20 protein-coding genes are annotated in these 24678 nt (G+C 71.8%); 4 read left to right on the top strand and 16 right to left on the bottom strand.

The features are described 5' to 3' along the window. Window positions 1–957, bottom strand: a 957-nt coding sequence (locus tag AWZ10_RS24420) for an ROK family transcriptional regulator (RefSeq protein WP_060892042.1), incomplete at its 3' end; no start/stop codon positions are given. 453 nt (window positions 958–1410) lie between these two features. Here AWZ10_RS24420 and AWZ10_RS24415 point away from each other — a divergent pair. After that, complete coding sequence (locus AWZ10_RS24415) at window positions 1411–2622, top strand: MFS transporter (RefSeq protein ID WP_046710133.1); 1212 nt, start codon at window positions 1411–1413, stop codon at window positions 2620–2622. Window positions 2623–2784: 162 nt separating this feature from the next. On the opposite strand, the gene AWZ10_RS24410 is transcribed toward AWZ10_RS24415, so the two are convergent. Beyond that, a complete protein-coding gene (locus tag AWZ10_RS24410) occupies window positions 2785–3939 on the bottom strand; it encodes a glycoside hydrolase family 6 protein (RefSeq protein ID WP_060892041.1) in 1155 nt (384 codons plus the stop codon). Between the two features lie 243 nt (window positions 3940–4182). Between AWZ10_RS24410 and AWZ10_RS24405 the strand changes: the two genes are divergently transcribed. Continuing rightward, entirely contained in the window at window positions 4183–4866 is a 684-nt protein-coding gene (locus AWZ10_RS24405; RefSeq protein ID WP_060892040.1) for a DUF5995 family protein, read from the top strand. Window positions 4867–4887: 21 nt separating this feature from the next. On the opposite strand, the gene AWZ10_RS24400 is transcribed toward AWZ10_RS24405, so the two are convergent. The 8 genes from AWZ10_RS24400 to AWZ10_RS24365 all read right to left on the bottom strand — a co-directional run bounded on the left by AWZ10_RS24400 (window position 4888) and on the right by AWZ10_RS24365 (window position 14551). After that, on the bottom strand, window positions 4888–6585 hold the full coding sequence (locus AWZ10_RS24400; protein ID WP_046707906.1) for a flavin monoamine oxidase family protein: 1698 nt from the start codon (window positions 6583–6585) through the stop codon (window positions 4888–4890). Between the two features lie 58 nt (window positions 6586–6643). Continuing rightward, on the bottom strand, window positions 6644–7432 hold the full coding sequence (locus AWZ10_RS24395; RefSeq protein ID WP_046707907.1) for a carbon-nitrogen hydrolase family protein: 789 nt from the start codon (window positions 7430–7432) through the stop codon (window positions 6644–6646). Between the two features lie 256 nt (window positions 7433–7688). Continuing rightward, entirely contained in the window at window positions 7689–8885 is a 1197-nt protein-coding gene (locus AWZ10_RS24390) for an MFS transporter (RefSeq protein WP_060892039.1), read from the bottom strand. A 145-nt stretch (window positions 8886–9030) separates the two neighbouring features. Next, window positions 9031–10500, bottom strand: a complete 1470-nt coding sequence (locus tag AWZ10_RS24385) for an HAD-IA family hydrolase (protein ID WP_060892038.1) — start codon at window positions 10498–10500, stop codon at window positions 9031–9033. 87 nt (window positions 10501–10587) lie between these two features. Further along, window positions 10588–11661 carry an ABC transporter ATP-binding protein gene (locus tag AWZ10_RS24380; RefSeq protein ID WP_060892037.1) on the bottom strand — a complete coding sequence of 358 codons (1074 nt, stop codon included), beginning with the start codon at window positions 11659–11661 and terminating at the stop codon, window positions 10588–10590. A gap of 3 nt (window positions 11662–11664) precedes the next feature. After that, window positions 11665–12513 (bottom strand): ABC transporter permease, encoded by an 849-nt coding sequence (locus tag AWZ10_RS24375; protein WP_060892036.1) that lies wholly within the window; start codon window positions 12511–12513, stop codon window positions 11665–11667. Beyond that, window positions 12501–13403 carry an ABC transporter permease gene (locus AWZ10_RS24370; RefSeq protein ID WP_060892035.1) on the bottom strand — a complete coding sequence of 301 codons (903 nt, stop codon included), beginning with the start codon at window positions 13401–13403 and terminating at the stop codon, window positions 12501–12503. Before AWZ10_RS24370 ends, AWZ10_RS24375 begins: the two co-directional genes overlap by 13 nt. After that, on the bottom strand, window positions 13400–14551 hold the full coding sequence (locus tag AWZ10_RS24365; protein WP_060892034.1) for an ABC transporter substrate-binding protein: 1152 nt from the start codon (window positions 14549–14551) through the stop codon (window positions 13400–13402). The genes AWZ10_RS24370 and AWZ10_RS24365 overlap by 4 nt, the downstream gene beginning before the upstream one ends. A gap of 236 nt (window positions 14552–14787) precedes the next feature. On the opposite strand from AWZ10_RS24365, the gene AWZ10_RS24360 reads away from it, so the two are divergent. Continuing rightward, window positions 14788–15531, top strand: a complete 744-nt coding sequence (locus AWZ10_RS24360; protein ID WP_060892033.1) for a GntR family transcriptional regulator — start codon at window positions 14788–14790, stop codon at window positions 15529–15531. Between the two features lie 13 nt (window positions 15532–15544). On the opposite strand, the gene AWZ10_RS24355 is transcribed toward AWZ10_RS24360, so the two are convergent. The 5 genes from AWZ10_RS24355 to rpe all read right to left on the bottom strand — a co-directional run bounded on the left by AWZ10_RS24355 (window position 15545) and on the right by rpe (window position 21812). Further along, window positions 15545–15997 (bottom strand): Lrp/AsnC family transcriptional regulator, encoded by a 453-nt coding sequence (locus tag AWZ10_RS24355; protein WP_037701371.1) that lies wholly within the window; start codon window positions 15995–15997, stop codon window positions 15545–15547. Window positions 15998–16007: 10 nt separating this feature from the next. Beyond that, window positions 16008–17519, bottom strand: a complete 1512-nt coding sequence (locus tag AWZ10_RS24350) for an amino acid permease (protein ID WP_046708888.1) — start codon at window positions 17517–17519, stop codon at window positions 16008–16010. A gap of 343 nt (window positions 17520–17862) precedes the next feature. Continuing rightward, on the bottom strand, window positions 17863–19305 hold the full coding sequence (locus AWZ10_RS24345) for a GuaB1 family IMP dehydrogenase-related protein (RefSeq protein ID WP_046708889.1): 1443 nt from the start codon (window positions 19303–19305) through the stop codon (window positions 17863–17865). 639 nt (window positions 19306–19944) lie between these two features. Beyond that, the gene (locus AWZ10_RS24340; RefSeq protein ID WP_037701381.1) at window positions 19945–20988 is read right to left on the bottom strand and encodes a sugar-binding transcriptional regulator; all 1044 of its coding nucleotides are present in this window, start codon (window positions 20986–20988) and stop codon (window positions 19945–19947) included. Window positions 20989–21125: 137 nt separating this feature from the next. Next, complete coding sequence (gene rpe, locus AWZ10_RS24335) at window positions 21126–21812, bottom strand: ribulose-phosphate 3-epimerase (RefSeq protein WP_046705599.1); 687 nt, start codon at window positions 21810–21812, stop codon at window positions 21126–21128. Window positions 21813–21973: 161 nt separating this feature from the next. On the opposite strand from rpe, the gene AWZ10_RS24330 reads away from it, so the two are divergent. Next, on the top strand, window positions 21974–24124 hold the full coding sequence (locus tag AWZ10_RS24330) for an MMPL family transporter (protein WP_046705600.1): 2151 nt from the start codon (window positions 21974–21976) through the stop codon (window positions 24122–24124). 11 nt (window positions 24125–24135) lie between these two features. Here AWZ10_RS24330 and AWZ10_RS24325 read toward each other — a convergent pair. Further along, window positions 24136–24678 (bottom strand): RsmB/NOP family class I SAM-dependent RNA methyltransferase (locus AWZ10_RS24325; RefSeq protein WP_482258114.1); only part of this gene is annotated, 543 nt, incomplete at its 5' end.

Here is a 24678-nt window from a genome sequence, read left to right as displayed (position 1 = left end):
GCCGGGCACACACGCCGGGAGGTCGAGGCCGGTCGGCGACGCAGCCGTGCCGTTCGCCGTGAGCCCGGCGACCGCCGCCCGTACCAGCGTCGCCGCGTGCGGCTCGTTCGGCACCGCCTCGGCCGTGACGCCGTGTGCGGTGGCCAGTGCCGCCACCGCCGCCGCGCCGCCCAGGGAGTGGAAGCCGCCCTCGCAGTCGGTGGCCGAGGGGACCGTGGTCGTACCGGGAACGGGGAGGAAGCCGATCTCGCCCGTGCCGCCGGAGGCGCCCCGGCGGAGGTGGCCGTCGAGGACGACCGCGGCGCCGGTGCCCAGGCCGAGCCAGAGGAGGACGAAGGTGTCGCGGTCGCGGGCGGCGCCGTCCCGCTGTTCGGCGAGCGCGGCGAGGTTGGTCTCGTTCTCGACGAGGACACGGGCGGGGAAGCTCTCGCCGAGGGCGGCGACCAGGCGGCGGTGCCATTCGGGGAGCCCGCTGGAGTCGCGGAGTTCGCCCGTGGCCGGGTCGATCAGGCCGGGGGCGCCGATCGCCACCGTGTGCAGCCGGTCGGCGCCCGCCTCCTTCGCGGCACGCTCCACCAGGGTGACCGCCTGCTCCACCGCGGGCCCCGTGCCGGCGTCGTCCGCGATCGGGACGGACGCCCGCGCCAGCTCCGTACCGAGCAGATCGGCGACGACGACCGTGACGCCCTCGGTGCGCACATCGAGCGCGGCGAGATGCGCACGGTCCGCCACGATGCCGTAGAGCCGGGCGTTGGGCCCACGCCGCTGCTCGCCCGACTCCCCCACGACCTCGACCAGCCCGGCGGCCGTGAGGCGCTCCACGAGGTCGGCGACCGTGGGCCGGGACAGACCGGTGAGCTGCTTCAACTGCCCGGCCGTCAGCGGCCCTTCCTGCTGCAGCAGCCGCAGGGCGAGCCGGTCGTTGATGGCTCGGGCGGTGCTGGGTGATGCGGGCATGCCGGGATCCTCCCAGATCTGCGGCGCCGTACGGCCGGTGGCCCTCGGGCGGCTGCTCCCTATCTATCAGGCAGGGTTCCTGATAGTTTACGTCGGCGTTGCCGAAGGCCGGATGGGCGGAGGGCATCGGGGAACCGGAAGCTCGAAGGACTTGGAGAAGCCCGGAGGTCTCGGGGACGTCGAACACTTCGCGCACTCGGGAGGTTTCGGGGGACAGCGGACACTTCGCGCACGTCGGAGGCTTCCTGGACGTCGGACGCTTCGCGCACGTCGGAGGCTTCGAGGACAGCGGGCGAGTCGGGGTCCGGGGCACCGAAGCCCCGGGTTCTGCGACGCTTCGAGAACACCGGCAGCGCGGAGAACCCGGCGGCACCCGCGGGCCCGTGGGCGACGACGGGCGACGGCCGGGCACGCCGACACATCGCGGCGCATCGAAATACAGGGAGGCGGAGAATGAGCGTGGTGGTCTACGAGCAGCGCGAGGTGAGGCGGGCGCGGTACGCGGTGGCGGCCGTGTTCGCGGTGCACGGCGCCGTCACCGGCTCGTTCGCGACCCGCGTGCCGTGGATCCAGGACCACGCGGGGGTCAGCGCGGGCCAACTGGGCCTCGCCCTCGCCTTCCCGGCGATCGGCGCGTCCTTGGCGATGCCGCTCGCGGGCCGGATCAGCCACCGCTTCGGCGCCCGGACCGCACTGCGCGGACTGCTCTGCCTGTGGACACTCGCGCTGATCCTGCCGTCCCTCTCGCCGAATCTCTGGACGCTCTGCTTCGCGCTGTTCGTGTACGGCGCGTCGGCGGGCATGGCGGACGTCGCGATGAACGCGCTCGGCGTCGAGGTGGAAAGCCGCCTCGGGAAGTCGATCATGTCGGGCCTGCACGGTATGTGGAGCGCGGGCGCCCTCGTCGGCTCGGCGGCCGGCACCCTCGCCGCCCATCTGGGCTCGGACGCCCGCCTGCACCACGCGCTGGCGGCGGTCACGCTCACCGCCCTCGGTCTGGTCGCCTGCCAGTGGGTACTGGACCTCAGGGCCACCGAGGACGAGGAGCCGCCGCCCCGGTTCGCGCTGCCGCCGAAGTCGGCGCTGCTGATCGGCGCGGTCGGGTTCTGCGCGGTGTTCGCGGAAGGGGCGGCGCTGGACTGGTCGGCGGTCTATCTGCGGGACCAGCTGGAGACCTCGGCCGGGCTCGCGGCGGCGTGCACCACCGGTTTCATGCTGACCATGGCGGTGGCCCGGCTCGCGGGCGACGCGGTGGTCAACCGTTTCGGCGCGGTCCGTACCGTCCGGGCGAGCGGTGTGCTGGCCGCGCTCGGCGGGGTTCTGATCGTCGTCGCGAACCAGCCGGCGCTCGCCATGGGCGGCTTCGCGCTGATGGGGCTCGGCATCGCGGTCGTCGTCCCGCTCTGCTTCGCCGCCGCCGGCCGCAGCGGGCCGAACCCCAGCCAGGCCATCGCGGGCGTCGCGACCATCACGTACACCTCCGGCCTGGTCGCGCCGAGCGCGATCGGCGGTCTGGCTCAACTGACCAGCCTGGTCGTGTCGTTCGGTCTGGTCACCGTGCTGGCCTGCGGCCTGGTCGCCTTCGCGGGCGTCCTGCGCACCAGTGATCGGGACCGCCCGCGACTCACACCGACGGACGTGGCGGTGCCCGACCCGAAGCCCTGACGCCGCGGCCGTCCACGGGGGCGGACACAGGGTCCCCGCGTCCAGCCGTACGAGGACACGGAAGATGCGAACATCCAGCGGTACGTGCGGTACGTGCGGGACACGGGCTCGGGCTCGGCCCGTGCCGGGACCCCGGGTGTCCGCCTCGCATCCGCACGCCCCTCACCCCCGCGCCAGCTCGTACGCGTACCCCGGTGAGAACGCCCCCGCCCTCCCCCGGCAGCCGTCGGACTCGCCCGGCAGTTTCACCCACAGGTAGGCGTCGACGCGGGGCTCGCCGGTGGTGAGGGTCGGTGGTCGGCCGAGGCCGCGACCTGCGGGGTCGCACCACTCGCCGTCGGCCGGGGCGCCGTTGCCGTTGCGGCTGGTGTCGATGACGGCGCCGAGGCCCGCGGGGCCGCCGAGGGCATCGAGGACCCGGCGGTCGTAGGCGGCCTCGGCCTCCGTGCGGTTGAAGTTGGACACGTTGCTGAAGACGCCGTCGGAGCCGTCGGGCGAGGCGGCACCAGCCTGGCGGAGAAGTGCGGCCTGCTTGCCCGGCACGTTCCACTCCGAGTGCCCGGCGTCGTAGTAGACACGGGCACGGGGGTCGGCGGCCTTCAGGACGCGTCCGGCGCGGGCGAGCGAGGCGAAACGGTCGGCACGGGCGCCGGCGGAGAGGCAGTCGGACTGGGCGATCGCGTCCGGCTCCAGGATCACGATGACGTCGTCCGACCCGAGCCCGGCGGCGAACGCGTCGATCCAGGCGTCGTACACGTCCAGGCTCGACGCCCCGCCCTGCGAGGCCCCTCCGCAGTCGCGGTCGGGTATCGCGTACGCCACGAGGACCGGCACCTGCCCCCGCACGGCGCCCGCGGAGGCGACCGCCGCGACCCGGGACATGGTGGCGGCCGGGGTGGGATCGGTGAACCAGACGGCGGCCGGACGGTCGGCGATGCCGGTCTCGATGGCGGTGCTGCGCGGGTCGTCCGGGTTGTCCCGGACCCAGTCCAGGACCTGGGAGTCGGGGTGGCGGTAGAGCGCGCCGGGGCCGGCCACGGGCTGCGTCCGCCGTTCGGTCCGCTGCGCCGAGGGCCTCACCCGGGCCTCCTCGGACGGTACGGGCGATTTCGAAGGCGGAGGCGAGGTGCGTGACGGGTGGGGCGAGCCCGGAGTCGGCTCGGTCTGCGCGGTCCGTTCGGCCGCATCGGACAGGAGGCCCGGTGAGCGGCTCATCAGCGGCCGGGCCTCGTCCGCGGCGCCTCTTTCGCCGCCCAGCGCGGCCACCATCCCGGTGACGGTTCCGACGACGGCCATGGCCGCCGCCGCTGCCACCATGGCGCCGCGCCTCGCCGCCCGCCTGCGCTCGGCTCGGCGTGCGGCCAGACGCCGGGCGCGCATGCCTGACACGTGGTGCTCCCCCCTGCTCCCCCGGACCTGCTGCCCGCTCCCCGGACCTGCTCCCCGGACCGCGTTCCGTCGGCTTTCCGGTACTTTCCACCGCGCCCGCGTTACCCCGTTCCGGGGACGCGACGGGCACGGCGACGCCGGTGGCAGCCTAGGCCTGGGACCCTGCCCCCTATGGCGCAGTTGGAACAATTCACCAATTCCGTGGACTCGGTGGACACCGTCGTCTCCCGTATGCACGCCCTCGACGCGGTCCTGCCCGAGCGGGACGGGATCGCCGTGTTCAACCGCGTCTACCTCACCGTCACGGAGGCCATCGACCGACGGCTGGACTCCGGCCACTTCCCGGACGCCGAGGCCGCGATCACCTTGGACGTGCTCTTCGCCGAGCGGTATCTGAAGGTCGCCGAGGGCGGCTGTGCGCCCGCCTGCTGGCGGCCGCTGCTGCAGTTCCGGCACCATCCCGGCGTACGGCCGATGCAGTTCGCCCTCTGCGGCATCAACGCGCACATCGGACACGATCTCGCGCTGGCCGTCGTGGACACCTGTCGTACGCTCGGCTGCGAACCCGCCGACCTGGAGGACGAGTTCGAATATGTGGGCGATGTCCTCGTGTCGTTGGAGGAGCACATTCGCGAGGAGCTGATGCCGGGGCCGGATCTCCTCCAGATCGCCGATCCGCTCACCCACCTGCTCGGTGCGTGGAGCCTGGAACGGGCCCGTGAGGCCACCTGGTCGACCGCCCGCGCACTGTGGGCGCTGCGTGGACTCCCCGATCTCGCCGAGGAGTCCGCCCTCCGGCTGGACGCGGCGGTGGGCCTGACGGGCCGCATGCTGCTGACCCCGCTGCCGGCCTGACCGGCCCGCCTCCGACCGCCTCTAGTCCTCCGGCAGTTCCACCGGCGCGATCTCGTCGTAGACGTCCCCGGGCCCGGGGTTGGTCGCGTCGGTGGCGCCCCCGAAGTGGTGCATGACGCCCCAGACCGCGTTGAGCGCGGTCTGGATCGCGCCCTCGGCCCAGCCGGCCGTCCAGGAGATGTCGTCGCCGGCGAGGAAGATGCCCCGCTTGTCCTCGGGCAGCCGGTCCTGCATGAAGTGGGTGAACAGGCGCCGCTGGTAGCGGTAGTGGCCGGGCAGGTTCGCCTTGAACGCGCCCATGAAGTAGGGCTCGTTCTCCCAGGAGACCGTCACCGGATTGCCGATGACGTGGCTGCGGATGTCGACCTTCGGGTAGATCTCGCCGAGCGACTTCAGCATGACCTCCATCCGCTCGCTCGCGGACAGCGGCAGCCACTTCAGGCTGTCGTCGCACCACGTGTAGGAGAGGCAGATGACGGCGGGCTTGTCAGGACCCTCGTCGAGGAGGTAGGTCCCGCGCGTCATCCGGTCGGTGAGCGTCATCGACATGACGTCCCTGCCCGTGTCCTCGTCCTTGTCCAGCCAGAAGGGCCGGTCGACCGGGACGAACAGCTTCGAGCTCTCCATGTAGTGCGTCCGCTCGATGGCGGTCCAGTGGTCGATCGGGAAGAGCGAGTCGTCGCAGGCGATCTTCGACAGCAGCATCCAGGACTGGGCGGTGAAGATCGCCGCCTGGTAGGTGCGGATGTCGCCGTTCGCGTCCGTCACGGTGATCCGGTTGCCGGCGGTCCGGTGCAGCCGGGTCACGGCGGGCCGCGGCTCACCGTCGACGTGCAGGGACTTCAGGGACGTCCCGTACGGCCAGTGCACGATCTTCTCCGGCTCGCGCTCCCAGAGCCGCAGCGGGAGTTGCTGGCTGCCGCCGACGATGCCGCGGTGGTGGTCGTCGGCCTCGGTGTAGACCACCCTCAGGATCTCCAGGATGGAGTTCGGGAAGTCGGTGTCCCAGCCGCCCGTGCCGAAGCCGACCTGGCCGAAGATCTCGCGGTGCCGGAAGGACCTGAAGGCCTCGGAGTCGCAGAGGAAGCCGTAGAAGGTCTGGTTGTCGAGCCGCTCGACGAGCTTCGCCCAGATCTCCCGGATGCGCGGCACGTCGCGCTCACGCAGCGCCCGGTTCATGTCGGAGAAGTCGGCGCCGTCTTCGAGGCAGGCGTTCCAGGCCGCGGCGACGTCGCGGTACACCTGCGGCAGGTCGTCGATCGTCTCGGCGTAGTGCGACTCGCCCTTGAGGTCGACGACGGTCGAAGGCGTGGCCTCCGCCAAGGGGTTGGGGAAGGGCCGGGTCTCCAGACCGGCCAGATCGATGTAGTGCTGCAGCGCGGTGGAGGACGGCGGAAAGCGCATCGCCCCCATCTCGGCCGTGAGGGACGGATCGCACCCGTCGAACCCGACCGTCCGCAGGCGCCCGCCGATCCGGTCGGCCTCGTACACGACCGGCTTGAGCCCCATCTTCATCAGCTCGTACGCAGCGACGATGCCGGACAGCCCGCCGCCGATGACCGCGACCTCGGTGCCGTGCTCAGTGGCCGGTATCTGCCCCAGGCCGGCCGGGTGCGCCAGGAAGTCGTCGTACGCGTACGGGAAGTCCGGGCCGAACATGGTGATCGGCTGCTGCTGCTCGTCTGCGTGCTCGATGGCGTTGGGCACGGTGGACGTCATGGGGTACGGACTCCTTGCGAAAGAAAGAAAGGTCGAGACAGGTACGGGGTGGCGGATCTCAGACGAGGGACCCGTAGAGACCGGGACGACGGTCCTGGAGATACGGGTTCGCCTCGCGCTGGGCCGCGAGGAAGGCGGGGTCGACATCGGCGAGGACGAGTTCGTCCTCACGTCCGGCCCGGGTACGTGCGACCCCGTCGGGCCCGGCCAGCGTGGAGAGTCCGACGAACTCGAACTCCCCTTCGTGGCCGACCCGGTTGACGTACGCGACGTACATCTGGTTCTCGAAGGCCCGCACCGGGATCATCGACTCGGCGACGAACTGGAACGGATGCATCTGGGCCGTCGGCACCACGAGCAGGTCGGTGCCGGCGAGGGCGTGGGCGCGGACGTTCTCCGGGAACTCCACGTCGTAGCAGATCAGGATCCCGACGCGGAGCCCGTCCAGCTCGGCCTGGACGACGGACTGCTCGCCCGGCGTGAAGTGATCGCGCTCGAAGCAGCCGAACAGGTGGGTCTTGCGGTAGTTCGCCAGCCGGACGCCGTCGGCGCAGACGAGCTGCGCCGAGTTGAAGACCGCCTCACCGGCGCGCTCCGGGTACCCGTACGCGATCGCGACCCCGTGCCGCCCCGCGATCTCGGCGACCGCGTCGGCCGAGTCACCGTCGGCCGCCTCGGCGAGCCGCGCGATGTCGTCGCCGATCGCATAGCCCGTGAGGAACATCTCCGGCGCCACCACCAGCCCCGCCCCGGCCGCGGCGGCCCGCCCCGCGGCCTCGTCGAGCACCTTCAGGTTCCCGACGACCGAGCCGGGACGACCGGAGCTCTGGAGCAGGGCGGTACGCATGCGTGTTCCTCACCGGGACAAGGGAGTTTGGGGGCCATCTAGACGGTACGGTCGGCGCGCGGGGCCGGACAAGCAGGAGCCATTGCGCGCCGAGGCGCGATTCGTTGCGTACCCGACGCCACGGACGACGATTCGTTGCGTCTGTGCTCAGGGGCGCGCCCGGCTCCCGGACGGGGCGCGGGGAGCCGCGACATCAACCACGCCGAACCCGCAGCCGCCCGCGGTCCCCCGCCCCACCCCCTCTCTCTCCGTCCCTTCAGGTGTCCCTCCGCATCAGCACGATCGCCGTCACCAGATACGGCACCGCGAACACGGCGAACGCGACCCCGTGCGCATGCGACGCACCGATCACGGCGTACGCGGCGAACACACCCACCGTGGCCAGTTCCGTCCCCATGCTCGCGACCGACGTCAGGGTCGCCCGCCGAGCCCCCTCGATCCGATCCTGCAGCCGGGCGTCGGCGAGCACGTTGACCAACTGGAAGCCGCCGAAGGCGACGGCCACCAGCCCGATACCGGCCGGCGTACGCGTCGACGCCCCCACGGCCAGCGCGAACGCCGAGCCCGCCAGCACCACTCCCAGCCCGGCCGTGCCCAGCCGCTCCCCCGCCCCGGTCAGCAGACTGCCGATCGTCGGCCCCACCCAGATCACCAGCAGCAGATACGGCACCGTCTGCTCGGCCACCCCGGTGTCCCGGACCAGCAGCGGTGTGTACTCGTCGAGGGCGCCCCACACCGCGCCGACGGCGGGCACGAGCAGCAGCGCCCCGCGTACGGACCGGTCCCGGCGGACCTCCGCGAGTCCGGTCCGCAGGGTCGTGAGGGTGGAGACCCGGTCGCCTTGGCCCGCCTCGGCCGGCCGGTGCTCCGGGAACCGCGTGGCCATCACCGAGGTCAGCACACAGACCAGCACGCTCGCCGCGCCCACGGCCGGATAGCCACCGAGGTCGAGGACCGGCCCCGCCAGCCCCATCGCCGCCATCACGGCGACCATGCCGACCGCCTGTGCCCGGCCGATGACACGCGCGTACCGGTCGGCCGCGCCGAGCCGGTCCAGTTCGTCGTAGACCAGCGCCTCCAGCGCACCGGAACCGAGCGCGCCGCGCACCCCCCAGAGGACGAAGCCGAGGGCGAAGGCCCAGTACGACGGGACGATCACCCACAGGGCGAAGCCGGCGGCGGTGAGCAGCGGGCCCAGCCACAGCAGCAGCCGCCGGGAGACGGCGTCGGCCCAGGCGCCGGAGGGGACCTCCAGCAGGATGCCGGTGATCGACCACAGGGCGAACAGCGAGGAGATCTGCCAGATCGACAGTCCGGTGTCGCTGAACAGCAGCGCGTACACCGGGTAGAGCAGCACGAAGTCGTCGAGGAACGCGTATCCGTACAGCGTGGCCGTCAGCCGCCGGACACCACTGGTCCCGGCATCGGGCACACGCGCAGGTGAGAGAGTCATGAGGCCTTCCCGAAGGGGCGATGCGGACGTCGGAGGTACGGCGTCCGAGGCGGCCCTCGGGAGGCACGGCTGGTGGATCAATGTCGCCAGGTCATGGCACCGATGCTAGTCCGGTCGGCCCGTCGAGCCCAGTGGGTATCAGGGCTCACTTCCCGGCGGCCGTGACCGGCGCGAACGTGGTGATCACCGCCGCGTGGTCCGACGGCCAGTCGTTGTCCTCGACGTCCGGCCAGGTGCGGGGCGTGCCGCTGACATGGGTCCGGGAGTCGAGCACCGCGAGGCCCCGGTGCAGGACGAAGTCGATCCGGTCCTGCGGCTCCGGCCGGCCGCTGCCGTCCTCGTGTTCGGCATGGACCGGCGACCAGGTGTGGCCCGGCTCCCGTGCGGGGTCGGGGTGGGCCTCGCGGTAGGAGTCGCGCAGACCGGCCGTCTCGGCGGCCCTGGTGACCGGCCAGTCGACGTCCGGCCGGTCGAGGTGCGACGGGCTGTTGAAGTCGCCGACCACGACGACCGGCACGGTGCCGTCGATCCGGCCCAGGCAGTCCCGCAGCCGGCCGAGCCGCACTTCCTCGTGGGCGGTCAGCTCGGCGGCCTCCAACCCGTCGAAGGCGGCCTCGTAGGGCCCGTACGGCTCGCAGTCCAGGTGGACCGTCCAGATGTCCACCTCGGTGCCGGAGCCGGTCCTGATCCGGACGCCCGCCGCCCCGTAGAAGCCGACGTCGGGGTCGCCGAAGCGGGCCGTGATCGGGTGGCGGCTGATGATGCCGAGGTTGTCGCCGGCCCGGTGGTGGTGCCAGCCGAGGGCGTCGGCGAGTTCCTGCGCGGCGGTGCCGTACGTCTCCTGGAGGCCGACCACGTCGACGTCCGTCTCGGTGATGACCTTGAGCTGCTTGGCCCGGTGGTCGCGGACCCTGGTGCCGCCGTGCCAGAGGTTCCAGGTCATCACGCGCAGGGCGGGTCCGTCGGGGGCGACCAGCTGGCGCAGGCTCGCCGGGGTCACCGACTCCAGGCTCTCCCGTACGGTCCGCCCCGGAGCCTCGTCGATCGGCGCGAGCGAGGGCACGGCGAGGACCACACAGCCCGCCGCCTCGGCCGAGGCGACACCGGTCTCGGTGTCCTCGACGGCCACACAGGCGGCGGGGTCGACGCCGAGCGCGCGGCAGGCGGCGAGGTAGGGGTCGGGGGCCGGCTTGGTGTGCTCGGTGTCGTCGGCGGTGACGGAGACGGCGAACAGGTCGCGGCCGAGGGCGTCGAGGACGGTGTCGGCGACGGCTCGCGGGGACGCGGTGACCAGGGCGGTGGGGACGCCCTCGCGGACCAGGGCCCTCAGCAGTTCCAGCGCGCCCGGGCGGGGCACGGTCCCGGTGCGGACCCGGTCGGCGAACTCCCGGTGCAGATCGGCGGCCAGTCCGTCCCCCGGTGCGCCCGTGATCCCGGCGAGCCAGGCGGCGGTGTACTCGACCGGACGGCCCAGCACGTCCGGCTGGTCGGCCTCGGTCAGTGCGCGCCCGAGGCCCGCGGCCACCTCCTCCACCGCATCCCACCAGAGCCGCTCGGTGTCGACGAGCGTGCCGTCCATGTCGAACAGGGCGGCCTGGAGCAGGAGTCGAGACAAGGGTTTCTCTTTCTGCGGGGGTGTGTCGGGGCGCTGCCCGGCAGTGGGGGGCCGGGCAGCGTGTTCAGCGGGTGGCGCGGGCGATGCTCAGCGGGTGGCGCGCGCGGCGACCAGTACCGGCCGCTCGGGGAGGCTCACGGTCACGGACGCGCCGGCGCCGAGGGTCGCCGCCTCGTGCGTGGGCAGGTCGGCCTTGACCTCGGTGCCGTCGGCGAGCCGTACGGTGAGGCGGGTGGCGGCGCCGAGGAACGCGGTGGCCACCACCCGGGCCTCGCCGGTGTCGTCCGCCCGTACCCCGACCGCCTCCGGCCGTACGAGTACATCCACCTCTGTGGCGGTCGGCGCCTCGCCGTCCACGGGCAGCCGTCGGCCCAGTACCTCGACCGTCGTGCCGTCCAGCCGGCCCGGGATCCGGCTCATCGTGCCGACGAACTCGGCGACGAAGGCGGTGGCCGGACGGCCGTACAGCTCGACCGGGGCCGCGCACTGTTCGAGCCGCCCGGCGTGCATCACGGCGACCCGGTCGGCCATGGACAGCGCCTCCTCCTGGTCGTGCGTCACGAACAGGGTGGTGATGCCCAGCTCCTGCTGGAGCCGGCGGATCTCCTCGCGGAGGGTCAGCCGGACCTTGGCGTCGAGGGCGGAGAGCGGTTCGTCGAGCAGCAGCACCCGGGGCCGCAGGGCGAGCGCCCGGGCGAGGGCGACGCGCTGCTGCTGGCCGCCGGAGAGCTGATGGGGGTATTGGGCGCCCTTGTCGGCGAGGCCCACGAGGTCGAGCAACTCGGCGGCACGGGCCCGCCGTTCGGCCGTGCGCACCTTGCGCATGCGCAGCCCGAAGGCCACGTTGTCTAGGGCGCTGAGGTGCGGGAAGAGGCTGTACGACTGGAAGACCATGCCGGCGTCGCGCCGGTGGGCCGGGACGCGGGTGACGTCCTCCCCGTCGACCAGCACCTCGCCGGAGTCGGGGTGTTCGAAGCCGGCGAGCATCCGCAGCGCGGTGGTCTTGCCGCAGCCGGACGGGCCGAGCAGCGCGAGGAGTTCACCGGGCCGGACGGTCAGGTCGAGTCCGTCGAGGGCGACGGTGGCCCCGAACTCCCGGCGCAGGCCCCGGAACTCGACGGTGGCGGCGGTGTCGGTCGCTGTTTTCTCAAGCACGGTCATGGTTCATCCCCGGGAGGCGGAAGCGGTTGGGGTGCGTCCGCCGAACGAGGCGAGCGCGAGGAGCATGGCCCAGGTGACGAGCAGGCTGAGGACCGAGACGGCGACGGAGAGCTGGGCCTGCGAGCCGCTGACGTTGACGATCCACACGGCGAACGGCCGGAAGCCCAGGAGCTGGGCGACGGTGAACTCGCCGAGCACGAGCGCCAGGGTGAGGAAGGCGGAGTTGAGCAGCGCCCCGCGCAGATTGGGCAGCACGGCCCGCACCAGCGCCTGCGGCCAGCTCGCCCCGCAGCTGCGGGCGGCCTCGACGAGGGTCGGTACGTCCATGGCGCGCAGCCCCGCGTCCAGCGCCCGGTACACGAAGGGCAGCGCCATCACGACGTAGGCGAGGACCAGCACCACGGGGAAGTCGGGGTTCTGGATCGCGACGAAGGTCTGGAACAGCGGGGTCCGGGAGAGGTGTTCGGGCCCCCACTTGAGCACGGTCCCGAGCCCGGCGACGAACGCGATCGGCGGCACCACCAGCGGCAGGGAGCACACCACCTCCACGACGGGCCGCAGCCTGGGCGCGCCGAGCCGCAGCGCGACCATGGCGGGCACCAGCAGCAGCAGGACGACGGCGATCGTCACGGCGGCCAGCTCCAGCGAGAGCAGCAGGCTGGTCACGAAACCCTCGGTGCCGAGGATCTGCCCGTACGCCTCGAAGGTGATCCCCTCGCCCGGCACGTCGACCGTGAAGATCACGGAGGCGGCGAGCGGGACGAGGAAGTACAGCCCGGCGCAGGCGAGGACGAGCGGGCGCCAGAGAGCGGGGCGCCGCGGTGCCGGGCGCCCGGGGTTCAGGCCAGCCATCGCGCGCTCCGTCGTTGCAGGGGCAGGTACACGGCCATGACCAGGCCGGCGATCAGGACCATGTCGAGGCTGAGGGCGAGCGCCACGTTCTCCTGGCCGACCAGGACGTTGCCGGAGATGGCGTCGGCGATCTGCAGGGTGACCAGCGGGATCGAGCTGCCCACCATGGCCGCGGCGGTGGCGTACGCGGCGAAGGCGCTGCCGAAGAGCAGGACGAGCCCGCCGAGCAGCGAGGGCGCGAGCACGGGAAGGGCCACGTGCAGCCAGTACTGGAGGCCGGTGGCGCCGTTGTTCTGCGCGGCCTCGCGCCACTGGACGCGCAGTCCGTCGAGGGCGGGGGTGATGGTGAGGACCATGAGCGGGATCAGGAAGTACAGGTAGACGATGACCAGTCCCCAGAAGCTGTAGAGGTCCCAGCCCTTGTCCGTCAGACCCAGCTGCCTGGTCAGCACACCGGCGTTGCCGAGGGTGGCGACGAACGCGAAGGCGAGCGGGACACCGCCGAAGTTGGCGAGCACCCCGGAGGCCGTGAGCACGGCCTCGCGCAGCGCCGGGAAGCGGGAGGTCACCACGGCCTGGGCGAGCGGCAGCCCCAGGACGGCCGCGAGCCCGGCCGAGACGGCGGACAGCTTCACACTGCCGAGCATGGCCGTGAGGTAGGCCCCCTGCACGGAGGCCGTCATGTTCGCCGTGGTGTACGAAGTGGCGCCCGTGGTCTGGTCCTTGACCGTGAACGCGCCGTTCAGCATGGCGAGGGCGGGCAGCCCGAAGGCGACCGCGACGAAGGCCAGCAGCGGGAGCACGGCGAGCCATCCGCCGGGGCGGGGCCGCCGCTTCAGGGAAGCGGCGGCCACCAGCGCTGTGTCGGCCTCGGTGACGACGGCGGTCACCCGGAGACCGCCTTGGCCCAGCCCTGTCCGAGCACGTCCTTGGCCTTGGTCTGCTGGTCCTCGGTCGGGAACTCGGGCGTGCCGGACACCTCGGGCAGCTTGGCCGCGGCGGTCTCGTCCAGCGTGCCCGCCTTCTCCATGGCGGTCATCAGGGCCGGGCGGGCGTATCCGGCGAGCCACAGGTTCTGGCCCTCGGCGCTGTAGAGGTACTCCTGCCAGAGCCGGGCGGCGGCCGGGTGGGGTGCGTCCTTGTTGATGGCCTGGGAGTAGTACTGGGAGAACTTGCCGTCCTCAGGGACGACGACCTTCCAGTCGACGCCCTTGGACTTGAACTCGTCGGCGTACCCGGCGTTCAGGTAGTCCCAGTCGATGCTGATGGGCGTCTCGCCCTTCTCGACGGTGGCCGGCGTCGACTCGACGGGCGTGTAGTTGCCGTTCTTCTTCAGCTTGGCGAAGAAGTCGAGTCCGGGCTGGATGTCGTCGAACGAGCCGCCGCTGGCCAGCGAGGCCGCCCACACCCCGCCGAAGGCGGAACCGGACTTGGTGGGGTTGCCGTTGAGCGCGACCTGCCCCTTGTACTGCGGCTTCAGCAGGTCGGCGAAGGTCTCCGGGCATTCCTTCACGCGCTTGGCGTCGCACCCGATGGATATGTAGCCGCCGTAGTCGTTGTACCACTGGCCCTTCGGGTCCTTCTGGCCCTCGGGGATGTCGGCGAACGCGGCCACCTTGTACGGGGCGAGCAGCCCCTGCTGGGCGGCGCTCAGAGCGAAGGAGCTGCCCAGGTCGAGCACGTCGGGCGCCCGGTCCTGTCCCTTGCGCGAGGTGACGGCGTTGATCTCGTCCTGGCTGGCCCCGTCCGGGTTCTCGACCTCGATCTTGATGCCGTACTTCTTCTCGAACCCGTCGATCAGCGCGCCGTAGTTGGCCCAGTCACGGGGCAGGGCGATCGCGTTGAGCGTGCCCTCCTTCTTGGCCGCCTTGATCAGCGCGTCCAGGCCGCCCAAGTCCTTCGCCGAGGTCGCGGTGGCCGCGTTCCTGCCGTCGGTGGTGGTCGTGGTCTCGGGGGCCGCGCCACAGGCGCTGAGGGTGAGTACGGCGGCGGCGAGGGCGCCACCGATGACGGCGGTTCTCGGCGGGAAGAGGGTCACGGGCTCTCCAGGGGTACGCGCAGGGACGATCTGGGTGGAGCACTTGTCTGAACAAGTTGGCCTCATTAGGTCCGCGCTTCATATCACGCACGTAAACTCCGGCGAAATACTCGTGCACGTTTTCCCGCACAAACACTGGACGATCGCCCGGTTCGGTAGTTTCTTCGCCACCTCATTAGGCTGGCCGCACTGTGCACAGCGGGCGACCGGGACGAGCGGGACGAGCGGAGGGGATCATGGCGGCGCGACACGAGGACATCGCCGAGGCACTGCGGCGGGCGATCGACCGTGAGGACTACACGGTGGGGAGTCTGCTGCCCCCCGAGACCGAACTCGCGGCCCGCTACGGCGTCTCGCGCGGCACCGTCCGTCAGGCCGTGGCGACCCTGACCGCCGAGGGCCTCATCGGCTCACGCCAGGGCGCCCGCCGGGTGGTCCTGGCCGGCCGCCGCAGCCAGAGCTTCGCCGAGTTGCGCAGCTTCGCCCAGTGGGCGCGCGCGATAGGCCGCGAGGCGACGGGCCGCGTGATCTCCCAGGAGTACCGGACCGCCACCGCCGAGGACCGCGTGCGCCTCCAGCTCGCCGCGGGCGCCCGTGTCCTGCACGTGCTGCGCCTGCGCGGTCTCGACGGGCTGCCCGTCCTGCTGGAGCGCACGGTCTACGCCGACTGGATCTCCCCTGCCGTCGAGCCCATCGAGACGGACTGTCCCTCGGTCACCCAGCGCCTGCTCGACGACACGGGCCTGGTCTTCGCCTACGGAGAGCACATCATCGACGCCGTGGCCGCCGGCGCCCGGGACGCCGAGTGCCTGGCCGTGCGCCGCACGAGCCCCCTCCTGCGCGTCCGGCGCGTCACCACCACCCGCGAGGGCCGCCCGGTGGAGTGGTCCGACGACCGCTACCGCCCGGACGCGGTGAGCTTCAGCGTGCACAACTCGATAGGGAACAACGCGCTGGCGAGGAAGACCGCGGCTCCCTGAGGGGCGCGCCCTGTCAGGCGGGCGCCCCGGAGGAGAACCGCCGCAGCAAGGGCGACAGCACCAGCACGGACTTGGTCCGCTCGACGAACGGCTCCCCGGCGATCCGCTCCAGCACCCGCTCGAAGTGCCGCATGTCCGAGGCGAAGACCTGCACGACGGCATCGGCCTCCCCGGTGACGGTCGACGCCGCGACCACCTCCTGGTACCGCTCCAGCCCCCGCTGGATCGTCTCCGGCGAGGTGTTCCGCCGGCAGTAGATCTCGACGAACCCCTCGGTCTCCCACCCGAGCGCGGCGGGGTCCACCCGAACCGTGAAACCGGTGATCGCCCCGGTCGCCCGCAGTCGGTCCACCCGCCGCTTGACCGCGGGCGCGGACAGGCCGACGAGTTGGCCGATGTCGGAGTAGGAACGGCGGGCGTCCTCGGCGAGGGCGTGCACGATGCGTTCGTCGAGATCGTTCAGCACTGCGGGTGGATCACTTCTCTGGAGTCGACGGAGCCGATGAGGACGAGGGAGTCGAAGGGGTCGAGGGGATCGCGAGGCGCGAGCGGCGATAGCCGTAACTGAAGTAGAACACGAGCCCGACGGCCATCCAGACCCCGAACACGACCCAGGTGACGGCGTCGAGGCTGCCCATCATCCAGACGCAGAACCCGAATCCGAGCGCCGGCAGCACCGGCGACAACGGCACCCGGAACGTCCGCGGCATGTCCGGCCGGGTCCGCCGCAGCACCACGACGGCCACGTTGACCAGCGCGAACGCGAACAAGGTACCGATGCTCGTCGCATCCGCGAGCTGCCCCAGCGGAATGGCGGCGGCGAGCACACCGCAGAAGAGCGAGACGATCACGGTGTTGACGCGCGGCGTGCCGGTCCTCGGGTGCACACGCGAGAACACCTTGGGCACGAGCCCGTCCCGGGACATGGCGAACAGGATGCGGGTCTGCCCGTACAGCACGGTCAGCACCACACTGGCGATGGCGATGACGGCCCCGGCCGCCAGCAGCGTCCCCCAGAAGGCGTCCCCGGTGACGTCCTTCATGATCCCGGCGAGGGCGGCCTCGGACTCGCCGAACCGCTCCCAGGGCCGCGCCCCGATCGCGACGGCGGCGACCAGTACGTACAGCGCGGTCACGATGACCAGGGAGAGCATGATCGCGCGAGGCAGATCGCGCTGTGCGTTCTTCGCCTCCTCGCCGGCGGTCGAGGCCGCGTCGAAGCCGATGTACGAGAAGAAGAGCGTCGCCCCGGCCGCACTGACACCGGCCATGCCGAGCGGCATGAAGTTCTCGTAGTTGCCGGACCGGAAGCCCTGCACACCGATGAGACAGAAGAGCAGCAGGGCGGCGATCTTCACCACGACCATGATCGTGTTGGCTCGGGCGGACTCCCGGGCCCCGCCCAGCAGGAACGCCATCGCGAGCAGTACGACGATCAGCGCGGGCAGGTTGAAGACGCCCCCGTCTCCGGGCGGCGCGGACAGCGCGTCCGGAATGGTCACGCCGATCGTCCCGTCCAGCAGCTCGTTGAGGTACTCGCCCCAGCCGACCGCGACGGCCGCCACCGACACCCCGTACTCCAGCACCAGACACCAGCCGCAGACCCAGGCGACGAGCTCGCCCATCGTTGCGTACGTGTACGAGTACGAGGAGCCGGAGACCGGGATGGTGCCGGCCAGCTCCGCGTACGACAGGGCGGAGAACAGCGCGGTGAGACCGGCGATCACGAAGGAGAGCGTGACGGCGGGCCCCGCCTTGGGGACGGCCTCGCCGAGCACGACGAAGATGCCGGTGCCGAGCGTGGCGCCGATGCTGATCATCGTCAGCTGCCACAGTCCGAGGGACCGCCGCAGCGACCCTCCCTCACCCTGGCCGCCCTCGGCGACCAGGCGTTCCACGGGCTTGCGGCGCATCAGCCGCGCCCCGACGCCTCCGGACGGCGGGGCGGGCCGATTCTCATGCTGCGGGGGTGCGCCTTGGTCGAGCACGCGTGGCTCCTTCGTCGCTGCCGGTCAGGGCGGGTGGGGACCGACAGCACCGAACAGCAGGGGGCCACCGAGCAGGAGGTCCCCGCCACGCCACGTACAGCGCATGACCCTATGAGCCAGACCTTCACGAGCGTAATGCGGCAACCTTGCGCACTCACGCAAGATCGTTGCGTGCATCGAACGACGGCGCAGCTTCGTTGCACGGCCCCGTAAAACCCTTGCGCGACGCCGGTGGAGTCAGGGGCGCGGGGCTGCATTCGACTTGCGGCTCCGCCGCGTGGGCGCGACGAGCCCGCATCGAACCCGCACCCGCCGACGCACCGCTCCCGGGCTCGAAGGCGCCCTAACTCCAGCTGGCGTGCAGCGGCTTGCCCTCCGCATACCCCGCCGCACTCTGGACCCCCACCACAGCCCGCTCCGCGAACTCCTCCAGGGAGCCGGCCCCCGCATACGTGCACGAGGACCGCACCCCCGCGATGACCGAGTCGATCAGGTCCTCGACCCCCGGCCTGGCCGGGTCCAGGAACATCCGCGACGTCGAGATGCCCTCCTCGAACAATGCCTTGCGCGCCCGGTCGTAGGCCGACTCCTCGCTCGTCCGGTTGCGCACGGCCCGAGCCGACGCCATCCCGAACGACTCCTTGTACAGCCGCCCGCTCGCGTCCTGCTGAAGGTCGCCCGGCGACTCGTACGTCCCCGCGAACCACGACCCGACCATCACGTTCGACGCGCCCGCCGCCAGCGCCATGGCGACATCACGGGGGTGCCGCACGCCACCGTCGGCCCATACGTGCTTGCCGTACTTCTTCGCCTCGGCCGCGCACTCGAGAACCGCGGAGAACTGGGGCCGCCCGACGCCGGTCATCATGCGCGTCGTACACATCGCACCGGGTCCGACGCCGACCTTGACGATGTCCGCGCCCGCCTCGATCAGATCCCGCACTCCCTCGGCGGCGACGATGTTGCCGGCCACGATCGGCACTCGGGGGTCGAGGTCGCGCACCAGCTTGATCGCGTTGATCATCGACTCCTGGTGGCCGTGCGCCGTGTCGATGACGAGCGTGTCGACGCCCGCGTCGAGCAGTTCCTTGGCCTTGCCCACGAAGTCACCGTTGACCCCGACGGCGGCGGCGACGCGGAGCCTGCCGTTCGCGTCGACGGCGGGGGTGTACAGCGTGGCCCGGAGCGCGCCCTTGCGGGTGAGGATGCCGGCGAGGCGGCCGTCCTTGTCGATAGCGGGCGCGTACCGGCGGTTGGCCGCGTCGAGCCGGTTGAAGGCCTCGCGCGGGTCGATGTCGGCGTCCAGGAGCAGCAGGTCCCGGGACATGACGACTTCGAGCTGGGTGAAGCGGTCGACGCCGGTGAGATCCGCGTCGGTGACGACACCGACGGGGCGGAGCGCCTCGTCGACGACGACGCCCGCGTTGTGCGCCCGCTTCGGCAGCAGGGCCAGCGCGTCGGCGACCGTCTGGTGCGGGTTCAGCACGATGGGGGTGTCGAGGACGAGGTGGCGGCTCTTGACCCAGGAGATGACGTCGGTGACGACCTCGTTCGGGATGTCCTGAGGGACGACCACCAGGCCACCGCGGCGGGCGACCGTCTCGGCCATGCGGCGGCCGGCGATGGCGGTCATGTTGGCGACGACCAGCGGGATGGTGGTGCCCGTGCCGTCCGGGGAGGTCAGGTCCACGCCCTGGCGCGATCCGACGGCGCTGCGGCTCGGGACCATGAAGACGTCGTCGTACGTCAGGTCGTACGCGGGCTGGATGTCATTGAGGAAACGCACGTGCCGCACATCCCGGTCGATCAGAGGTGACCCCCTGACAGGACCGCCAGAGGGAAGAGCACGTACTTCATTGTCCCATGTCGGAGGGTACGAGCGGCCCCGACGGATCGTCCAGAGGGGCGGTGGGTGGTCTAGGAGGATCCTCCGAGAGCGAGCAGGATCCGCAGCTCGGTGCCGTGCCGATGCCGTGCCGATGCCGTGCCGGTGGTCGGCGGCGTCGGCGGACACCTCCCGCGCGATGTTCCAGCCGTTCGGCTCGGCCCCCGCGTACCCCTGCCATCCGGTGACCTCGACCGGGCGTCCCCAGGGGGCGGAGCCCACGGCAGGTCGGCGTGGGCGTCCCGATCGCGGCCGACGAAGTCGGGCAGGTCGAAAGCGCAGGCGCAGCGATCCGTGAAAGCGGGCCTGTCCGCGACACCGCCCGGCTCCGACCGATGTGCACCCGGCTGCCGATGCGCAGCACCTCGGCGAGCGTGCCGTCGCTGTCCGTCCTGCACGACTCGTACGCGTCATCGGCCCGCCGGGCTGGGGCCGCGCCCTGTGAGGGGCGCGGGCAACTGCGCGATCACCCCCCACGCCCCCGCGGCCACCCACACACCCCACCCGGTAGGCGCACCCCACCGGGCACCCGGCGGAGCGCTACGGCCCGTCCGGGTCCGCCCGGTTGAGCGCCGGCCGGGGCGTCTGACCGGCCGTCAGCAGGTAGTCCGCCGCGGAGGTGTCGGTGACGAGGCTGGTCACCAGCCCCGACCGCAGCACGGCGTCGATCGCGGCCGCCTTGCGCTGCCCGCCCGCGATCGCCACGACCTCGGGGATACGGCGGAGCTGGTCGGCCTTGACCGTGATGCACCGCTCGCCGAGGTCGCGCCCGACACGGCGGCCCTCGGCGTCGAAGAGGTGCGCGGACATCTCGGCGGCGACACCGAGGGAAGCGTAGTGGCCGCGCTCCTCGTCGCTGAGCATGTCGTGCACCGTGGAGATGCCCGCCTCCCACGAGCCGATGGAGACACAGGCGACCGTGACCTTGTCGAAGTACTCGAAGGCCCGCGCGATCCCGGTCTGGTGGCGCAGCGCGATCGCGGTCGCCGCGTCCGGCAGGAGCATCGGCGCGTAGATGGGGTGGGCGTCGCCGCCCGACACCTGCGCGGCCCGCCGGACCGCCTCGACCGAGCCGCGCTCGGCGGTCCCGGCGTCGTACACCCCCGTCAGCTGCACCACCGTGCAGGGCGGCAGCCGGTCCAGGGCGGCCGCCATGTGGATGGTGGACCGGCCCCAGGCGAGGCCCAGGATGTCGCCCTCGTTGACCAGCTCGCCGAGCAGGTCCGCGGCGACCTCGCCGAGGTTCTCCGGGTCGGTCGTCTCCTCGGCCTCCGCCGGGGACTCGACGACCACGGCGTGCCGCAGGCCGTAGCGGGCGCGCAGCGCGTCGGAGCGCTCCGCGTCCAGTTCCGCGGGGACGCGGATCTCGATACGTACGAGATCCCGTTCGAGGGCGGTCTCCAGGACCCGGGCCACCTTGAAGCGGCTCACGCCGAACTCCTCGGCGATCTGGATCTTGGACTTGCCCTCGAGGTAGAAACGGCGGGCCATGGCCGCCGCCTGAACCAGCTCAGCGGGTCCCATCCGCATGGCTGACCGGCCCGCCGACATACCCGACACGGTCATCTCCTCACTGCTCTTCACACATGGATACGCCGTTCATCCTTGCAGATCCGGCGTTTTCGATCAGCCGGAAGGAACGTCGTTCACGTTCCCTTGGCCCTCTGGACGTACGACGTGCCGCGCTCACCTCGGTGTTCGCACAGCCGTACCCCCGTGACTCAGTGGCCGCAGGCCCACCCGGCGGTCGCCGTCGTGGCCTCCGCCTGGGCCCGCAGCGCGCGCACCGCCTCGGCCGGGTCGTCCGCCCCGTACACCGCGGAGCCGGCGACGAAGACGTCGGCGCCCGCCTCGGCGCAGCGCTCGATGGTGGACGCGGCGACACCGCCGTCGACCTGCAGCCACAGGTCGAGGCCGTGCTTGCTGATCAACTCGCGGGTCCGCCGGATCTTGGGGAGCATGATGTCGAGAAAGGCCTGGCCTCCGAAGCCCGGTTCGACCGTCATGATCAGCACCATGTCGAGTTCGGGCAGCAGGTCCTCGAACGGCTCGATCGGCGTCGCGGGCCTGAGCGCCATGGAGGCTCTGGCTCCCTTGGCCCGGATCTCGCGGGCGAGCCGCACCGGTGCGGCGGCCGCCTCGGCATGGAAGGTGACGGAACCGGCACCCGCTTCCACGTACTGGGGCGCCCAGCGATCGGGGGCCTCGATCATCAGATGGCAGTCCAGCGGCGTCCGAGTCGCACGGGCCAGGGACTCCACGACCGGCACACCGAGCGTGAGGTTCGGGACGAAATGGTTGTCCATCACGTCTACATGGAGCCAGTCGGCGCCTTCGACCGCCTTCGCCTCGTCGGCGAGACGGGCGAAGTCGGCGGACAGGATGCTTGGGTTGATCTGCGCGGCCATGGGCCAAGACTGCCATGTCCGCCGGGGGTTGCGGGCATCGGTTCGGGGTGGAGACGGTGGTACGTCCACTGCGGGCCGTTCGTGGTGGCCCGCGCCCACGCGGCGGAGCCGCACATGTCACTGTCCCGCGCCCTTGAGGGGGCGCGGTCCTGGAGGTCGGCATGACAGGAAACCGGGGCATCGGTCACCTCGTCTGCGGGCGGCGTGCCAAGTGGATCGTGCTGGGGCTGTGGCTGGTGGTGCTCTTCGTGGTCGCGCCGTTCGCGACGAAGCTCACCGACGCCCAGGACAACGACGCCTCCTCATGGCTGCCGGGCTCGGCCGAGTCGACCCAGGTCCTGGAGATCTCCGAGGGCTTCCGGCCCGAGCAGATCCCCGCGGTCGTCGTCTACGCCCGGGAGAGCGGCCTCACCGCCGAGGACCGGACGATGATCGAGGAGGACGTGCGGGAGCTCAAGCAGCTCACCGACCACGGGATCATCGGATCCCAGACCCGTGGCCCCGTCTACGACCGTGCGGTCGACCCGAGGGCCGCTCAGGTCTATGTGCCGATCACCATGGACGAGAAGGGCTGGGAGCGGATCGCGCCTGCGGTGGACTCGATCCGGGACGACGTGGGCGAGGGCGGTGGCGGGCTCGCCGTGCACATCACGGGTCCGGGCGGTACGTCCGCCGACTTCTCCGAGGCCTTCGAGGGCATCGACTCCACACTGCTGGTGTCGGCGATGGCCGTCGTCATCGTGATGCTCCTGCTCACCTACCGCAGTCCGACCCTCATCCTGGTCCCCCTGATCGGGGTCATCGCCGCCCTGTTCACGGCCCAGGCCCTGATCTACCTGCTGGCGGAACACACCGGGTTGACCGTGAACGGCCAGAGCGCGGGCATCCTCACCGTCCTCGTCTTCGGCGCCGGCACCGACTACGCCCTGCTGCTCGTGGCCCGCTATCGGGAGGAGCTGCGCCGCCACGAGGACCGCCACGAGGCGATGGCCCTCGCCCTGCACCGGGCGGGCCCGGCGGTGCTGGCGTCCGGCGCGACGGTCGTCCTGAGCATGCTGGTGCTGCTGGCCGCCGAGATGAACTCGACGAGCGGTCTGGGCCCGGTGGCGGCCATCGGCGTCGCGGTCGCCCTCCTCGCGATGATGACGCTGTTCCCCGCCCTGCTGGTGATCTTCGGCCGCTGGATCTTCTGGCCGGTGATCCCGCACCTCGGCAGCGCCGACCCGACCGAGCACGGCGTGTGGGCCCGCATGGGCCGCCGTTTCTCCCGCCGCCCCCGCACGGTCTGGGTCGCCACGGCGGCCGCCCTGGCCCTGTGCTCGCTGGGCCTGATCCAGCTGCGGGCGGAGGGCATCGGCAACGCGGACGCCTTCACCGGCAAACCGGACTCGATCGTCGGCCAGGAGGTCTCCGCACGCTACTTCCCGGCGGGCAGCGGCGACCCCCTCGTGATCATCAGCAACCAGGCGCAGGCCCGGGAGGTGGGCCGCGTGGTCGCCGACACGGAAGGCGTCGTGGCGGACTCGCTCGGCCTGCCCCCCGGCACGAAACCCGCCCACGAGGGCCAGGTCCTCTTCGAGGCCACCATGTCCGACCCGGCCGACAGCGAGGCCGCGAAGCAGACCGTGGAACGGGTCCGCGACGCCGTCCACGAGGTGCCGGACGCCGACGCCCAGGTGGGCGGCGGCACGGCGGCCCTGCTGGACATGGACGAGGCGACGACCCACGACAACATCCTGATCATCCCGTTGGTGCTGCTCGTGGTCCTGCTGATCCTCTGTGCCCTGCTCCGCGCCCTGATCGCCCCGCTCCTGCTGATCGGGACGGTGATCCTGTCCTTCGCCGCCGCACTGGGCATCAGCGCGCTCGCCTTCAGACATATCTTCGACTACGCGGGCGAGTCGACCGATTTCCCCCTGTTCGTCTTCGTGTTCCTGGTCGCCCTGGGCATCGACTACAACATCTTCCTGACCACCCGCATCCGCGAGGAGGCCGCCCACCAGGGCACCCGTAAGGCCGTGGTGACGGGCCTCGCGACGACGGGCGCGGTGATCACCTCGGCCGGCCTGGTCCTCGCGGGCACCTTCGCCGCCCTCGGCACGCTCCCCATGGTCGCCTTCGCCGAGATCGGCTTCGCGGTGGCCCTGGGCGTCCTCCTGGACACCTTCATCGTGCGGTCCGTGCTGGTCACGGCACTGTTCCTGGACGTCGGACCGAAGGTGTGGTGGCCCCACCGGCTGGCCCACGAGGACGGCGGCGCGACGCCGCCGCCGAAGGAACCGGCGGGCAGCGCGGCGGGTCCGGGCAGCTGACGGGTGAGGTGTTACGCGACCCGGCGGATCAGGGCCAGATACATGGCGTCCGTCCCGTGCAGATGCGGCCAGAGCTGGATGTCGGGCCCCTCGCCCAGCGCCGGTACGCCTTCCAGCAGCGGCCGGGCGTCGATGAGGTCGGCCGCGCCGCCGTAGTGCTTGAGCACGTCGTCGACGACCGCGCGGGTCTCGGCGAGGTGCGGCGAGCAGGTCGCGTATCCGACGACCCCGCCGATCCGTACGGACTCCAGCGCGGTCCGCAGCAGCGCGCGCTGGAGCGGGGCGAACCCCTCCAGGTCCTCGGGCCTCCGCCGCCAGCGGGCCTCGGGCCGCCGCCGCAGGGCCCCGAGCCCCGTACAGGGCACGTCCATCAGCACCCGGTCGAACGAGCCGGGCCGCCAGGGCGGACGGGTCCCGTCGGCGGCGATCACCTGATACGGGCCTGGATTGCCGTGCAACGCCTTCGCGACGAGCCCCGCCCGGTGCGGCTGCTTCTCGGAGGCCAGCAGCACCGCCCCGCGCTCGGCGGCGAGGGCGGCGAGCAGCGCGGCCTT

It is taken from the genome of Streptomyces europaeiscabiei, from assembly GCF_001550375.1.
GTDB lineage: Bacteria > Actinomycetota > Actinomycetes > Streptomycetales > Streptomycetaceae > Streptomyces > Streptomyces europaeiscabiei.
This window is presented reverse-complemented; position numbering and strand designations above follow the sequence as displayed.

Excerpts from the sequence above, each read along its gene's own strand:
- AWZ10_RS24375 (WP_060892036.1), bottom strand. The coding sequence starts at position 12,513 with ATGGCTGGCCTGAACCCCGGGCGCCCGGCACCGCGGCGCCCCGCTCTC.
- AWZ10_RS24415 (WP_046710133.1), top strand. The coding sequence starts at position 1,411 with ATGAGCGTGGTGGTCTACGAGCAGCGCGAGGTGAGGCGGGCGCGGTAC.
- AWZ10_RS24380 (WP_060892037.1), bottom strand. The coding sequence starts at position 11,661 with ATGACCGTGCTTGAGAAAACAGCGACCGACACCGCCGCCACCGTCGAG.
- AWZ10_RS24400 (WP_046707906.1), bottom strand. The coding sequence starts at position 6,585 with ATGACGTCCACCGTGCCCAACGCCATCGAGCACGCAGACGAGCAGCAG.
- AWZ10_RS24395 (WP_046707907.1), bottom strand. The coding sequence starts at position 7,432 with ATGCGTACCGCCCTGCTCCAGAGCTCCGGTCGTCCCGGCTCGGTCGTC.
- AWZ10_RS24330 (WP_046705600.1), top strand. The coding sequence starts at position 21,974 with ATGACAGGAAACCGGGGCATCGGTCACCTCGTCTGCGGGCGGCGTGCC.
- AWZ10_RS24360 (WP_060892033.1), top strand. The coding sequence starts at position 14,788 with ATGGCGGCGCGACACGAGGACATCGCCGAGGCACTGCGGCGGGCGATC.
- rpe (WP_046705599.1), bottom strand. The coding sequence starts at position 21,812 with ATGGCCGCGCAGATCAACCCAAGCATCCTGTCCGCCGACTTCGCCCGT.
- AWZ10_RS24410 (WP_060892041.1), bottom strand. The coding sequence starts at position 3,939 with ATGGTGGCAGCGGCGGCGGCCATGGCCGTCGTCGGAACCGTCACCGGG.
- AWZ10_RS24390 (WP_060892039.1), bottom strand. The coding sequence starts at position 8,885 with ATGACTCTCTCACCTGCGCGTGTGCCCGATGCCGGGACCAGTGGTGTC.
- AWZ10_RS24405 (WP_060892040.1), top strand. The coding sequence starts at position 4,183 with ATGGCGCAGTTGGAACAATTCACCAATTCCGTGGACTCGGTGGACACC.